Origin of the sequence: Acinetobacter sp. Z1 (genome assembly GCF_024296945.1) — a bacterium.
Classification (GTDB): domain Bacteria; phylum Pseudomonadota; class Gammaproteobacteria; order Pseudomonadales; family Moraxellaceae; genus Acinetobacter; species Acinetobacter beijerinckii.
In genome coordinates this window covers 320,725-333,820 of sequence record NZ_CP101115.1, presented here as the reverse complement: position 1 = coordinate 333,820, position 13,096 = coordinate 320,725, and the positions used below count along the sequence as shown (strand labels likewise).

Below are 13,096 nucleotides of genomic sequence, written 5' to 3'. Positions count from 1 at the left end.
TACCTACGGTTTGGATTGTATAGAAGTATCTAATGGTCTATCTAACGGAACATTCAACAAGCGTAATGATTCTTGCATGATACGAGCAAACACGGGTGCAGCAACGAGACCACCGTAATAACGACCTTGTGGATTTTCAACAACAATAATTATGGCTAAACGTGGATCACTAATCGGTGCAACACCTGCAAAAAGTGCACGATATTCATTACTCGAATATCCTTTACGGTCAGCACGTAATTTATGTGCTGTGCCCGTCTTACCACCGACACGATAACCAGGAATGACTGCTTGTTTCGCTGTTCCCCCAGGCATGGTCACTTGCTCTAGCATTAATAAAACTTCGTCAGCAATCTTTGGACTAAGCACCTGTTTTCCTTCAGGTGCTTTATCTAACTTGCGCAAACTGAGTGGCATTTCCACACCATGATTTGCCAACATTGCATAGCCCTGTGCAAGCTGTAAAATCGTTGCGTTAAGACCATAACCGTATGCCATCGTACCCAATTGTGAGGGATTTAATTTATCACCAGAGTACAACAAACCAGCACTTTCACCGGGAAATTTTACGTCAGAACGATGACCAAAACCGACACGTCTAAAGAAAGAAGGAACCGTATCTTTAGGCAAAGACAAAGCAAGTTTTGCCGAACCGACGTTGGATGACTTAACAATAACGCCTGTCAGGGTAAGCGCGCCATAATTATGTGTATCACGAATCGTATGCCATCCAAGCTTCATAGAACCTGGTGATGTGTTCACAATACTATTTGGCGTGTATTTTCCACTTTCTAATGCAGCGGCTACCGTAAATGGTTTCATGGTTGAACCAGGTTCAAACATATCAATTGCGCCACGGTTACGCATCGCATCTTTATTGGCTAAACCATTTTTATCATTTGGATTATATGAAGGCCAACTGGTCATCGCTAAAATTTCACCAGTTTTCACATCAACCGTAATCGCTGTCGCCGAACGTGCATTATTTGCAACACCTGCGGCAGTAAGCTCACGATACATAATGTATTGCAAACGAGAGTCGATACTTAGGGTAATATTTTCGCCAGACTCAACCTCTTTGATTACTTCAGAAACTTTTAAACGGTTGCCTTTTTTATCGCGAATAATTTTCTGCTCACCATCCATCCCTGACAACTGTTTATTCAGCTGCATTTCCAAACCTTCGATGCCTGTACCTTCACTATTGGTTAATCCAATAATTTGAGCATTCGGTTGAGGTTGCGGATAGTAACGCTTATAACTTTTCTCAGCATAAACGCCTTGAAAGTTTCGCTTGGTAATTAAATCTGCTTGCTGTGGTGGAATCTCTTTTTGTAATACCAAATAACGTGAGCGCGGACGATCATTCATTTGTTTTTTCAAACTTTGGCGATCAATACCAACTGCATCGGCTAACTCATCTAAATTTAGATTTTTGTCAGGCAATTGACGCTTAAGTTTACGATTGGTGGGATCTTTTTTGAGTTCGGCTGTGATCTCATCGTATAAATGTTTAGTTTCCCAATAATCTCTTGGATCAATCACAATTTTCATGATCGGTGTACTAATCGCTAAAGGCACGCCATGCCGATCACTAATCACGCCGCGCATTGCTTCAAGGCGTTCTGTACGCAAAATATTGGCATTGGCTTTATTTTGCAAAAAGTCTTTATTCACAACTTGCACATAAAAAGCACGAGCAACCAGCACCACAAAACAAAGAAGCACCGTTCCCCAAAGCAGGTAAAAGCGCCACATATCCAAGGCAAGGGTTGGCTTTTCCGAAATGGACTGCTGTTTTTTTCGTATTGGTTTAGTTCTCTTATCAGCCATACAGCATGCCTTATTTATCTTGCTTTGAAGTCATAGGTAAAGAAATCACAACGGTTTGCGCAGCAGGTGGTGAAAACATCCGCAATTGCGTGACGGCGCGTGACCCAATCTGAGCAGTTGCACCAAACGTCTGTTGCTCGATCAATAAACGCCCCCACTCTGCATTTAAATCATCTCTTTCACGCATATATCCACTTAAATCACGATAGTCATGGCGATATTCAAACACCTGAAAAACCACCATCATCGCGCTGACAAACACCAGTGCAAGCAGTACAGCATAAACAATAACTTTTTTCAGTCCCTTTTTGCTGTTGGGTAAAACGTCGTCATCATTTTTATTGTTCATTATTTGCCTTTTTGCTCTAAACGTTCCGCAACTCGTAACCAAGCACTACGTGAACGTGGATTTGCTTTAACTTCTGCTTCACTCGCACGAATACGAGACACTTTCTTTAAACGTCGAGTATCCACCTGTGCTTGTGGCATTCCCCAACCATGATCTTCCGCTAAGCTAGATTCTTTTTGAATGAACTGTTTGATCAAACGATCTTCCAATGAGTGGAAGCTAATCACTGCCAATTGTCCCGTAGGTTTTAATAACTCTACAGCTTGCGGCAAAAAAACCTCGATATCATCAAGTTCTTTGTTAATGGCGATACGAATTGCCTGAAAAGTACGCGTTGCTGGATGTTTATGTTTTTCCCATTTTGGATGGGCTACTTTTACAATTTCAGCAAGCTGTGCAGTAGTGGTGATTTCTCCAGCAAGCTTAATCGCTTTGGCAATACGACGGCTATAACGCTCTTCCCCGTATTGATAAATAATATTCGCTAATTTTTCTTCTTCAATTTTGATTAACCACTCTGCTGCCGTTAAACCTTGCGAGTTATCCATCCTCATATCCAATGGACCATCATGCATGAAACTAAAACCACGTTCTGCTTGATCAAGCTGTGGTGAAGACACGCCCAAGTCAGCCATAATGCCATCGACTTCAGTGATACCAATCTGATTCAATTCAGTCTGAATATCTGCAAAGCTCGCATGAATAATTTTAAAACGTGGATCTTCTTGTTCTAATTGCGCCGCAACTTCAAGCGCTTGTGGATCTTTATCAAATGCATATACACGTGCGTTATCATCTAATTTTGAAAGCAATAACTTGGTATGCCCACCTCGACCGAAGGTTGCATCGACATAGAGACCAGTATCGCGACCTGCCAATACGCCATCAACGGTTTCATGAAGTAAGACAGAAATATGCGACATAAGAAATGAATCAACAGCTAAAAATGTAACTGCACATTATCACCTTGTTTTATGCCAGTACCAAACGACTTTTTGTAGAGAATTCTTAACTTTTCATAGATAAAACCGTTTTATTTTCATTTTTCATCCAATAAAAAAGCAAATACACGATGTATTTGCTTTTTAATCTCAAAACGTCGCCGTTATCGCTTTTTTTATCTAAGGTTTTTCAGCGTAAATCTGATCAAAGATCGCACCATTCACAAAGTGAGTTTTTTGTGCTTTTGCCCAACCTCCAAACACATCATTAATCTTGAACAATTTAATTTTTGGAAATTGTTTTGCATATTTCCCAGCAACTTGAGGATTTCTCGGACGGAAATAATGTTTAGCAGCTAACTCTTGACCAAGCGGTGAATATAAGAAGTTTAAATAGCCACGAGCCAAATTACGATTACCGTTTTTATCAACCGTTTTATCAACAATAGCAACTGATGGCTCAGCCAATATCGAAATAGAAGGATAAACAATATCGAACTTATCTTTGCCTAAACCTTGCGTTGCTAAAAGTGCCTCATTTTCCCAAGAAAGCAATACATCGCCGATGCCACGTTCAGCAAAGGTTGTTAATGAGCCTCGAGCACCCGAATCAAGTACTTTGACATTTTGGTAAAGCTTTTTCACCAATTCACGAGCCTTGGTATCATTGCCCCCTGGTTGTTTTAAGGCATACCCCCAAGCAGATAAATAAATCCAACGCGGTGCACCACCTGTTTTTGGATTTGGCGTAATAATTTCCACACCTTCTTTGGTTAAATCATTCCAGTCCCGAATATTTTTTGGATTACCTTTGCGTACAAGGAAGACAACCGTAGAGGTATAAGGTGCAGAGTTATCTTTAAATTGTTTTTGCCAATCTTTTCGAATAAGACCAGCATTGGCAATTTCATCAATATCATTTGCCAACGCCAAAGTCACAACATCAGCCTGCAAACCATCAATCACCGATCGTGCTTGCTTACCCGAACCACCATGCGATTGTTTAAAATCAACCTCTTGGCCTGTGCGTTGTTTCCAATATTGACCAAATGCTTGGTTGTATTCTTGATAAAACTCTCGAGTTGGATCGTAAGAGACATTTAAAAAAGTCGTAGCCGCCTGTGCCACACCATTTAACCCCAAAGCCAATAAAGCAGCCGCAATCACAGTTTTCATTTAATTTTGCTCATTTGTTACTCATAGAGTCCACTATATTTATTTAAAATTAATTTACAATCATGCACTTATATCAATATTATTTTTACTATTCGCTTTTTAAGATATGCAAATATTATGCTTTTATTGCAGAAAAAATGCTAAAGCTTATATTTCTTAGTCAAAAATAAGAGAAAACATCAAACTCCACTTTTTCTACACATTTGCTTGCTAAATTCAACTTGCATACAAAGTAGCCAAACAGTTATAAATAGTGAGTATTTATAGCTCAAAAACTTATGATTTTTGTAAAAAGTGTGACGTAGTTCTACTTTTTTATTAAGATTTATGTTTGAATCGTATTATTAAAGCAATAGTATGTTTGCTTAGTTAGTCTTGTAGACTCAGGGTCATAAAGGGGAATGTTGGCAATGCGAGCATTAAAATTGAAAAAAACATTATATTTAAGTTTATTTCTTGTATGTTCTGTACAAGTTGGACACGCTGCTGCGATTAAAGAAAGCAGTAATATCAAATCATTTGATAAATCTTCACCGAATTTGATTGTAAAAGCACTTGATCAACAAAAGCGTAACACTGCAATGTTGCCATCAAATGATGATGAATTGAAAATGCTGAATACGATTCGTACGAATCCAACACAAAACTTTTTTGCAAGCCAACACGAGCGTTTTTCACGTTTCGTGCAAACGATATTCCAACCTCATACCTCTTAAATTTAAATATGTATCCCCTCTCATGTTTAAATGAAGCCTAGTCATGCTGTGATTAGGCTTTTTCGTTATAATAAACCCAATTCTTATTTGCTCCCCTCATAATCTATGAAAGTTCGTACTCGTATTGCACCATCTCCTACAGGTTTTCCGCATGTAGGAACTGCCTATATCGCTTTGTTTAATTTATGTTTTGCTAAGCAACACGGCGGTGAATTTATTTTACGTATTGAAGATACAGATCAACTCCGTTCAACTCCAGAATCTGAAAAAATGATTTTAGATTCTTTACGTTGGTTAGGTCTCAATTGGTCTGAAGGTCCTGATGTCGGTGGTCCGCATGCACCTTATCGTCAATCAGAACGTATGGGCATTTATAAACAATACGCACTTGAATTGGTTGAAAAAGGTCATGCTTTTTATTGCTTTGCAACCGCTGAAGAACTCGATCAAATGCGAGCTGAACAACAAGCACGTGGCGAAACACCCAAATATGATGGTCGTGGCTTAAAATTATCACAAGAAGAGGTACAACATCGTCTTGCTGCGGGTGAACCACACGTCATTCGCATGAAAGTACCAGAAGATGGTATCTGTAAAATAAATGATTTACTCCGTGGCGAAGTTGAAATTCCATGGGTTCAAGTCGACATGCAAGTTCTTTTAAAAACTGATGGTCTACCGACGTATCATTTAGCCAACGTAGTCGATGACCATTTAATGGAAATCACTCATGTATTACGTGGGGAAGAATGGTTACCATCCGCACCAAAACACCAGTTACTTTACCAATACTTTGGTTGGGTTATGCCAACACTGTGCCATATGCCTTTATTGCGTAACCCAGATAAATCAAAATTATCTAAACGTAAAAACCCAACTTCGATCAATTATTATCGTGATATTGGGGTGCTGCCTGAAGCATTGTTGAACTATTTGGGTCGTATGGGTTGGTCAATGCCTGACGAACGTGAAGTCTTTACTTTACAGGACATGATTGAAAACTTTGATGTGCAACGTGTTTCGCTAGGTGGGCCTATTTTTGATGTTGAAAAACTCAATTGGCTCAATGGTCAATGGATTAAAGGCTTAACACCGGGGCAACTTTTAGACCGATTATTAACATGGAAAAGTGACCGTCAAACGCTTGAAGATATTGCAGCTGCCATTCAACCAAGGATTAATCTACTGTCTGAAGCAGTCAATTGGGCGGGCTTCTATTTCAACCATATGCCACAAATCAGCAAAGAGCAATTTGAAAGCAAGAAATTGACTGATGAGCAGGTTCGTCAAAGCTTACAATTTGCGATTTGGCGCTTAGAGAGTCAGTTTACTTGGAACAACGACACCGTGAGCCAAACATTGATAGATTTGGCTAATCAAATGGAAATCAAACTGCGTGACTTTATGCCAGCGTTCTTTATTGCGATTGCAGGCTCAACCAGTTCAACACCAGTGATGCAATCGATGGTGACTTTAGGGCCAGATTTAACTTTTGCTCGCTTACGTCACGCACTTGAGCTTGTGGGTACACCAAGCAAGAAAGAACTGAAAATTTGGGAAAAGTTAAATGAATCACTTAAATTGCCGAAAAATGATGCAAATAGTGAGACTTAATTCAGTTTAATCATTGACGTGTGAGCGCAATCCCCCTAATATTGCGCTCACACAAACTGGGGTCATAGCTCAGTTGGTAGAGCGCTACAATGGCATTGTAGAGGTCAGCAGTTCGATCCTGCTTGGCTCCACCAAACTTTTTGTGTTGCCTCACCTGTCCCTATCGTCTAGAGGCCTAGGACATCGCCCTTTCACGGCGGTAACCGGGGTTCGAATCCCCGTAGGGACGCCATATTCTTTATCTAATAACAATGAATAATTATATTTTTCTCTCAATCTTTCTCTTAATCAGATTGCACATTTCATAATTTTCCATAAAATAGCCGCTTCTCTATGCTTGGACAAATTGTCGTATGCAATCTTCCAACTCAAATGCGCATTCAGAATCTAAAACCTTAAAACGTGCAATGAGTACTCGCCATTTAGTTATGCTTTCCTTAGGCGGTGCAATTGGTACAGGTTTATTTTTAGGTTCTGGTGAAGTGATCGCACAAACAGGACCTATTGGTGCAATTCTTGCCTATATCTTAGGCGGTCTGATTGCATATATGGTGATGCTTTGTTTAGGTGAACTCGCAGTCCATATGCCTGTCGCTGGATCTTTCGGTGCATACGCTCAAAAATACATTGGTCCAGGTACAGGTTACATGATTTCTTGGGTGTACTGGCTGACATGGACAGCGACACTAGGAACAGAATTCACCGCAGCCGCGTTACTAATGCAAGAATGGTTCCCTCATATTTCGATGTGGATCTGGACCATCATTTTTGCTATTACAATATTAGGGCTTAATCTTAGCTCAACGCGAATGTTCGCTGAGTCTGAGTTTTGGCTTGCACTGGTCAAAGTGATTACCGTCATTGCCTTTATCATTTTAGGCTTAATGGCTATTTTTGGATTTATTCCATTCCACGGTTACGAATCGGCACCGCTTTTTCACAATCTCACTGCACATGGTTGGTTCCCACAAGGTTTGGTTCCAATTTTTACGACAATGTTGATTGTAAACTTTGCTTTCTCAGGAACTGAATTGATTGGGGTTGCCGCTGGTGAAACCAAAGATCCTGCTGAAAATGTACCAAAAGCCATCAATGCTGCGATTTGGCGGTTATTAATTTTCTTTGTTGGTACCATCATCGTGATTAGTGCCCTGCTTCCTTTCCAAGTTGCTGGCTTAGGTGGTGAAGGGGTTAGTAGCAGTCCTTTTGTTACTGTATTTAATTACATCGGTATTCCCTATGCCGATGATATTATCCGTTTCGTGATTATTACTGCATTGTTGTCTGCGGCAAATTCAGGTCTTTATGCTGCATCACGCATGATGTGGTCATTGTCAGATCAGCGTCAACTACCAAGTGTGTTCTCTAGACTCTCTAAAAGTGGCACACCAATCATTGCGCTTGTGGTAACAATGTTCGGTGCTATTCCTGGGTTACTCTCAGAGCACTTCGCTCCTGAAACAATTTTTAAGAACTTATTGGGTGTTGCTGCATTCACGATGGTTATCGTGTGGATGAGTATTTGTTGGAGTCAATTTAATTTTAGACGCCAATGGTACAAGGCTGGGCATACCGCAAAAGATTTAAAATTTGCTGCACCTCTTTATCCAATTGTGCCGATCTTAGGTTTTGTATTCTGTTTTATTACGGGTTTAAGTATGGCAGCAGATCCTGAGATGCAAGCTGGCTTTATTGGATGTTTGCTGTTTATTGCAGGCTGTTATTTAAGTCACTATGTTTTATATCGAAATCGCAAATAATAGTGCTTCATAAAAAATGCAGCGTTAGCTGCATTTTTTATCTCAACAAAAAACATTTTCAACATGATTTTAAACTTAAATCCTTATTTTTGATTATTTATTCTTCGATATGTTTTATTTTTAAACACTCACCCAGTTTTTTTAGATTTTCTATAGAAAAGTGTTTGACACCCTATCTAATTCACCCTAATATACGCCCACCTCTGAAACGTCCCTATCGTCTAGAGGCCTAGGACATCGCCCTTTCACGGCGGTAACCGGGGTTCGAATCCCCGTAGGGACGCCAATATTTATTATTGTTTTCAGATGTATGCCTCATATAAGTCCCTATCGTCTAGAGGCCTAGGACATCGCCCTTTCACGGCGGTAACCGGGGTTCGAATCCCCGTAGGGACGCCAAATTCTAAAAAGCCACTGCATTGACAGTGGCTTTTTTATTGCTTATTCAGTTCCAATACCAACTTGAACTTCTAGGCGTCCAGACTGTACCCGCAAGCCACGGATCTCAAATTGATCCACCAATTGCTGAACCAATTCACGACTTTCTTGCAGAATATTCAATCCAGGCAAAATACTAAAATCTGTCAGACTTAAAAGTTTATCGACCATCCATGAACGGTTATTAATAAAATCAATAAAGCCTGCTTCTTCGAGGTCGATATACCAGAGGCGATGTCCTTCTTTTTGAATCCCAGGGACATCACGAATTAAATGATTAATCAAGAATGGTATCGGTAATGAATTAATCACTTCGAAACTGACATTACCAACACGACGCGCAGCCCAATTGGTTAAGGTTCCACCATGACGAATTTGTAGATCAAGATGCTCATCGACCTGACGTAAACGCAGATATTTTTCCTGCCCAATACGACACTCTAAAACGTTAAATTCAAGTGAAAGACGATATAAAAACCGACGATAATGTCCATCTAATTCGATATGAAATCGATCATTACCACATTCAATTTTAATATCATCAATTTCAGAGCGATCCATGCGCTTACGAATTTGATTATTTAATAAGATTTCAGGCAAATATAAGGTTAGGCTACTTTTCCCCAAAGAAGCACGCGCCATAGCCAATGAAACTTGTCTCGCCGCTTCACTGGTCTCAGAAACCATATCTCGAACGGTATTTCGCATCCCCTCCACACCACGTTTGGTATGATGAGTCACCTGATCTAGAGCGTCTAAAGCTGCATCTGCCACACCTGCAATATTACGCGAGGTATCACTGGCAAACTCAACGGCATCTTGCGCGTGTTGCAGCGTTTTATTAATTAAACGGCGTGATAACGATGGTTTATCATCAGACGATTCTATGTCAGCTGGCATAATATCGAACATTGCCTTTTTATCATCTTGTCGATTCAAGATGCTCTCCCTCTTTCTCTTTCCTTACTTGCTCATGTTGATGTATGAGCTAAATCTACTTTCTGAACTTATTAGACATTTTTAACTAGATTAGCATGCTCTCTACAGCAATTTGCGTCTTTTTGTTGCTCACTCTCAAATTAATCAAACCCTAGCTTGATTAAATTTCACTCAAAAAATGTTACTTTTCATCTTCTTTATAATCCGATATTTCTTTCGAATCAAAACTTATTAAGATTTGATTATTTCGAATAGTTTTGTATTGCATTAGCGTATTCTGTAATGCATTGATTTTGTCTTGAGCCATTTCAGACTCAAAACCAGCAACTTCTCGTAATGCTACCCATGCCGCATTTACCCGATCAAAGTCATTTCCTTTTTCTAATTTTATTTTCATCCAGTTCGATAAATCTTGAGCTCTTTGTTGTATTTCATATTGATAGATGAATAATTGACTCGTAAATGCAATATTGTCCAATTGAAGCAATATAAGTTTCATTTGCTGAAAAAGTGCAGTTTGTTGATGTAAATAAGGTTGTAAGCATTCTTGATAAAACCAAGATGCAAACGCCGTCATTTCAGTAACAACCATATCTCTTTGCGCATACAATATATTTCTCTCTGCATGAAATTTGTCTAAACGTTCTTCTCCCAAATAATTCAGTAATCCATGTTCGAGTATCTGTTGAAATTGCGCTAAATTTAATGGTTTTTTAGTTTGGAAATACGTATTCGGCAACGTTTCAAACCACGCTTTAGACTGACTTGCTGTGATCAATCTTTTTAAAAGTTCTGGTTCAGTTTGCACAGACAACCAAAATTGTTGCAATGCTGGTTCAAATTCAATGGTAGTCGTCAATTCATTATTTTTCAGAAGCGCTTGCACAGCAGTGCGAATTGCTTCGTTCTGAGCAAGATGTTCTAAAATAATTTCACTATGCAATAATTGAGGTGCGTTGGCTATTACCTCTTTGCTAAAAGGCAAGTCAAACTGTTTCACTTTTAAAATATGATTTAAACTTTTCCCAAGCGAATTTAATCCTCGCCCAACATCAGCCAAAATATTGGTTTGTACCGCCCGTGTTTTTAAAATACTATCCGGCAGTAATGATTTAACACCAGCCTGTAATAGCTTTGCATAAGCTTTCTGATCAATTGGTTTCAAATACTGAATCAGCAAATGGATTGCATACTCCACATCACTCATCTGTGGCTTATATTCAAGCTGATTGCGGTGAATTAAACTTTCAATATAACCGAAAAACGCAACTTCATTGACTTGAGAGGATTGCTGAGCTGCCCATTCATACCATTCAATTGCTTTCGTGTATTCAGAAGCACCCGCATAAGATTTCGCAAGTGCATTTGCATGCTGAGCACTAGGATACTGCTGCTGAAAATGATGAAGTAGCTCAATTTTAGGCTGTTGGTCCAGACATTGATCCAACTGGCGCAAGTAACCATTAATTTGTTGCTGACTCGGTTGCAGTACAACAAAATTGAGTTGATACATCAAACATTGCTCATACCAAGCATACTTTCGCGCATGAAACTCATAAGCAGGAATAAAATCAGTTTCAATTAGTTCAATCAATTGTTTTGAATAATGGATATCTTCATCGTCCGCATGCTTAAATTTCCATTGTTTGGGTAATGAAACTTTAAATAATCGCAGCAAGAAATTTGCACTTAGGTCTGGGCTTTCCATTGTCACCAACATCAGTTTATCTTGTGTCGATAAATGCTCTTTTCCCTTCTGTATACGTAACAACCGTAATTTTAGAATTTTGGTAGCTAACATACGGTTCCTTGCGCGATATTCAGCAGATGTACTCATCAAATTATCATGACTGATTATCTTTGCGCGACTAGGTTTAGACGAACTGTATCGGCTTTATTAACACCGCATACAGCCTATGAACAAGTTGAATGATGCTTTTAAATCTTTCAAAATTTTAGCTTTTGCAAAAATTTCGCTAAAATAGCCAAAACACAACAGGAACCATCCATGCAATACCGTTGCCCTAAATGCCAAAGTGTGAAAATTATGCCTGCAAGCCAAGGCGCAAATAGCCCGCGACCAAATGTACCTAAAAGTTTAGTGCTCTTAGTTCCTGCTATTTTTATTCTATTGGTCTTGGTCTTGATTAGTGTTGCCTTGTGGATTTTTGGGAATGGTGCTGGTCAAGGTCTGCAAATCGCAACGATTGTAGTATTTGTTGTCTGTATCATTGCAGCTGTTTTATTTTGGCGCGATCTACCAGACTTTAAAATTTCCATGCAAGCTTTTATGCAAGCACAAAAGCATTGGAAATGCCGTGATTGTAATCATGAATGGCAGAATTAATTTATAAAAAGTACAAAAAATCACATCAGCTTAGTGCTGATGTGATGCATGATTATGTTCTGTTTCTGGTTCATATTGATGGGTATGTTGACAGTTCATTTCCGCATCATCTTCGATCTGGAGGGTTACCTCAGCAATACCATGTTCATGCGACAACATTTCTGTAGCCGCTAGATGTAGTTGTTTTCGATCTGCGTTGGGTGCAAATAAATGAACAGTTAGGTGAATATTTTTTGAAGTAATCGCCCATACTTTGAGTTGATGAATATTCTCAACACCTTGCAGTGACAATAAATCATTACGCAATTTTTCAATATCCACTTCTTCAGGTACGCCCTCCAAAAGAATATTGATACTTTGTCGAAGTAAAATCCATGTTCTCGGTAATACCCAAAAGCCAATGGCAACCGCAATAATCGTATCAACCCAATACCAGTTGGTATAATAAATAACGATTGCACCAATAATCACACCGACAGACCCAAGCGCATCACTGAGCACTTCCAAATAAGCGCCTTTCATATTCAAACTTTCGGCTGCACTCGACATCAAAATCTTCATGGAAATAAGATTAATGACAAGACCCAAAGACGCAACAATCAGCATTCCTACACTTTGAATTTCTGGAGGTTGCGTAAAACGTTGGTACGCCTCATAAAGAATATACATCGCAACGAAAAACAGCATTGAAGCATTAAATAATGCTGCCAAAATTTCAAAACGCTGATAACCAAATGTGCGTTTGTTATCTGCTGGGCGTTTGGCAATCTTGATCGCTGCTAATGCAATCGCTAAAGCTGCTGCATCGGTGAACATATGTGCAGCATCTGATAGTAATGCTAAACTTTGTGTCATTAAGCCTGCGATGACTTCAACGATTAAAAATGTTGATGTGAGCACCAGTGCAATCGTCAATTTTTTTGCGTTGCCTTCTGTGACCACAGCATGACTATGATCATGCCCTTGATGTCCACTCATGTTGG

Annotated in this window: 11 protein-coding genes and 4 tRNA genes; 8 read left to right on the top strand and 7 right to left on the bottom strand. The window is 39.4% G+C overall.

Going from position 1 to position 13,096, the window contains the following annotated elements; all coding sequences use genetic code 11:
• Positions 1-3: 3 nt before the first annotated feature.
• The 4 genes from ftsI to NGC85_RS01540 all read right to left on the bottom strand — a co-directional run bounded on the left by ftsI (position 4) and on the right by NGC85_RS01540 (position 4,299).
• On the bottom strand, positions 4-1,833 hold the full coding sequence (ftsI, locus tag NGC85_RS01555; RefSeq protein ID WP_005052230.1) for a penicillin-binding protein PBP3: 1,830 nt from the start codon (positions 1,831-1,833) through the stop codon (positions 4-6).
• Between the two features lie 10 nt (positions 1,834-1,843).
• Positions 1,844-2,182, bottom strand: coding sequence for a cell division protein FtsL (gene ftsL, locus NGC85_RS01550; RefSeq protein WP_005052232.1), 339 nt, complete (start codon positions 2,180-2,182; stop codon positions 1,844-1,846).
• Positions 2,182-3,105 (bottom strand): 16S rRNA (cytosine(1402)-N(4))-methyltransferase RsmH, encoded by a 924-nt coding sequence (rsmH, locus tag NGC85_RS01545; RefSeq protein ID WP_005052234.1) that lies wholly within the window; start codon positions 3,103-3,105, stop codon positions 2,182-2,184. The genes ftsL and rsmH overlap by 1 nt, the downstream gene beginning before the upstream one ends.
• A gap of 198 nt (positions 3,106-3,303) precedes the next feature.
• Complete coding sequence (locus tag NGC85_RS01540; RefSeq protein WP_254804628.1) at positions 3,304-4,299, bottom strand: sulfate ABC transporter substrate-binding protein; 996 nt, start codon at positions 4,297-4,299, stop codon at positions 3,304-3,306.
• A 410-nt stretch (positions 4,300-4,709) separates the two neighbouring features.
• Here NGC85_RS01540 and NGC85_RS01535 point away from each other — a divergent pair, with 410 nt between their 5' ends.
• The 7 genes from NGC85_RS01535 (at position 4,710) to NGC85_RS01505 (ending at position 8,788) form a co-directional block, all read left to right on the top strand.
• Positions 4,710-5,015, top strand: coding sequence for a hypothetical protein (locus NGC85_RS01535; RefSeq protein ID WP_005052239.1), 306 nt, complete (start codon positions 4,710-4,712; stop codon positions 5,013-5,015).
• 105 nt (positions 5,016-5,120) lie between these two features.
• Positions 5,121-6,629, top strand: a complete 1,509-nt coding sequence (gene gltX, locus NGC85_RS01530) for a glutamate--tRNA ligase (RefSeq protein ID WP_254804627.1) — start codon at positions 5,121-5,123, stop codon at positions 6,627-6,629.
• A gap of 58 nt (positions 6,630-6,687) precedes the next feature.
• A tRNA-Ala gene (locus tag NGC85_RS01525) sits at positions 6,688-6,763 on the top strand.
• Between the two features lie 22 nt (positions 6,764-6,785).
• A tRNA-Glu gene (locus tag NGC85_RS01520) sits at positions 6,786-6,861 on the top strand.
• 121 nt (positions 6,862-6,982) lie between these two features.
• A complete protein-coding gene (locus NGC85_RS01515) occupies positions 6,983-8,389 on the top strand; it encodes an amino acid permease (RefSeq protein WP_005052243.1) in 1,407 nt (468 codons plus the stop codon).
• Between the two features lie 210 nt (positions 8,390-8,599).
• Positions 8,600-8,675: transfer RNA gene (locus NGC85_RS01510), tRNA-Glu, on the top strand.
• 37 nt (positions 8,676-8,712) lie between these two features.
• Positions 8,713-8,788 (top strand) — tRNA-Glu (locus NGC85_RS01505).
• Between the two features lie 42 nt (positions 8,789-8,830).
• Here the strand turns inward: NGC85_RS01505 and NGC85_RS01500 are convergent.
• Both NGC85_RS01500 and NGC85_RS01495 read right to left on the bottom strand, forming a co-directional pair.
• Positions 8,831-9,739, bottom strand: a complete 909-nt coding sequence (locus NGC85_RS01500) for a hypothetical protein (RefSeq protein WP_254805524.1) — start codon at positions 9,737-9,739, stop codon at positions 8,831-8,833.
• Between the two features lie 208 nt (positions 9,740-9,947).
• Positions 9,948-11,567 (bottom strand): hypothetical protein, encoded by a 1,620-nt coding sequence (locus tag NGC85_RS01495; protein WP_254805523.1) that lies wholly within the window; start codon positions 11,565-11,567, stop codon positions 9,948-9,950.
• A gap of 207 nt (positions 11,568-11,774) precedes the next feature.
• On the opposite strand from NGC85_RS01495, the gene NGC85_RS01490 reads away from it, so the two are divergent.
• Positions 11,775-12,113, top strand: coding sequence for a hypothetical protein (locus NGC85_RS01490; RefSeq protein ID WP_005052250.1), 339 nt, complete (start codon positions 11,775-11,777; stop codon positions 12,111-12,113).
• 30 nt (positions 12,114-12,143) lie between these two features.
• On the opposite strand, the gene NGC85_RS01485 is transcribed toward NGC85_RS01490, so the two are convergent.
• On the bottom strand, positions 12,144-13,091 hold the full coding sequence (locus tag NGC85_RS01485; RefSeq protein ID WP_254804626.1) for a cation diffusion facilitator family transporter: 948 nt from the start codon (positions 13,089-13,091) through the stop codon (positions 12,144-12,146).
• Positions 13,092-13,096 lie beyond the last annotated feature (5 nt).

What these genes read in the sequence shown, in the direction of transcription:
- ftsI (WP_005052230.1), bottom strand. Translation starts at nt 1,833, where the DNA reads ATGGCTGATAAGAGAACTAAACCAATACGAAAAAAACAGCAGTCCATT.
- ftsL (WP_005052232.1), bottom strand. Translation starts at nt 2,182, where the DNA reads ATGAACAATAAAAATGATGACGACGTTTTACCCAACAGCAAAAAGGGA.
- rsmH (WP_005052234.1), bottom strand. Translation starts at nt 3,105, where the DNA reads ATGTCGCATATTTCTGTCTTACTTCATGAAACCGTTGATGGCGTATTG.
- NGC85_RS01540 (WP_254804628.1), bottom strand. Translation starts at nt 4,299, where the DNA reads ATGAAAACTGTGATTGCGGCTGCTTTATTGGCTTTGGGGTTAAATGGT.
- NGC85_RS01535 (WP_005052239.1), top strand. Translation starts at nt 4,710, where the DNA reads ATGCGAGCATTAAAATTGAAAAAAACATTATATTTAAGTTTATTTCTT.
- gltX (WP_254804627.1), top strand. Translation starts at nt 5,121, where the DNA reads ATGAAAGTTCGTACTCGTATTGCACCATCTCCTACAGGTTTTCCGCAT.
- NGC85_RS01515 (WP_005052243.1), top strand. Translation starts at nt 6,983, where the DNA reads ATGCAATCTTCCAACTCAAATGCGCATTCAGAATCTAAAACCTTAAAA.
- NGC85_RS01500 (WP_254805524.1), bottom strand. Translation starts at nt 9,739, where the DNA reads ATGTTCGATATTATGCCAGCTGACATAGAATCGTCTGATGATAAACCA.
- NGC85_RS01495 (WP_254805523.1), bottom strand. Translation starts at nt 11,567, where the DNA reads ATGTTAGCTACCAAAATTCTAAAATTACGGTTGTTACGTATACAGAAG.
- NGC85_RS01490 (WP_005052250.1), top strand. Translation starts at nt 11,775, where the DNA reads ATGCAATACCGTTGCCCTAAATGCCAAAGTGTGAAAATTATGCCTGCA.
- NGC85_RS01485 (WP_254804626.1), bottom strand. Translation starts at nt 13,091, where the DNA reads ATGAGTGGACATCAAGGGCATGATCATAGTCATGCTGTGGTCACAGAA.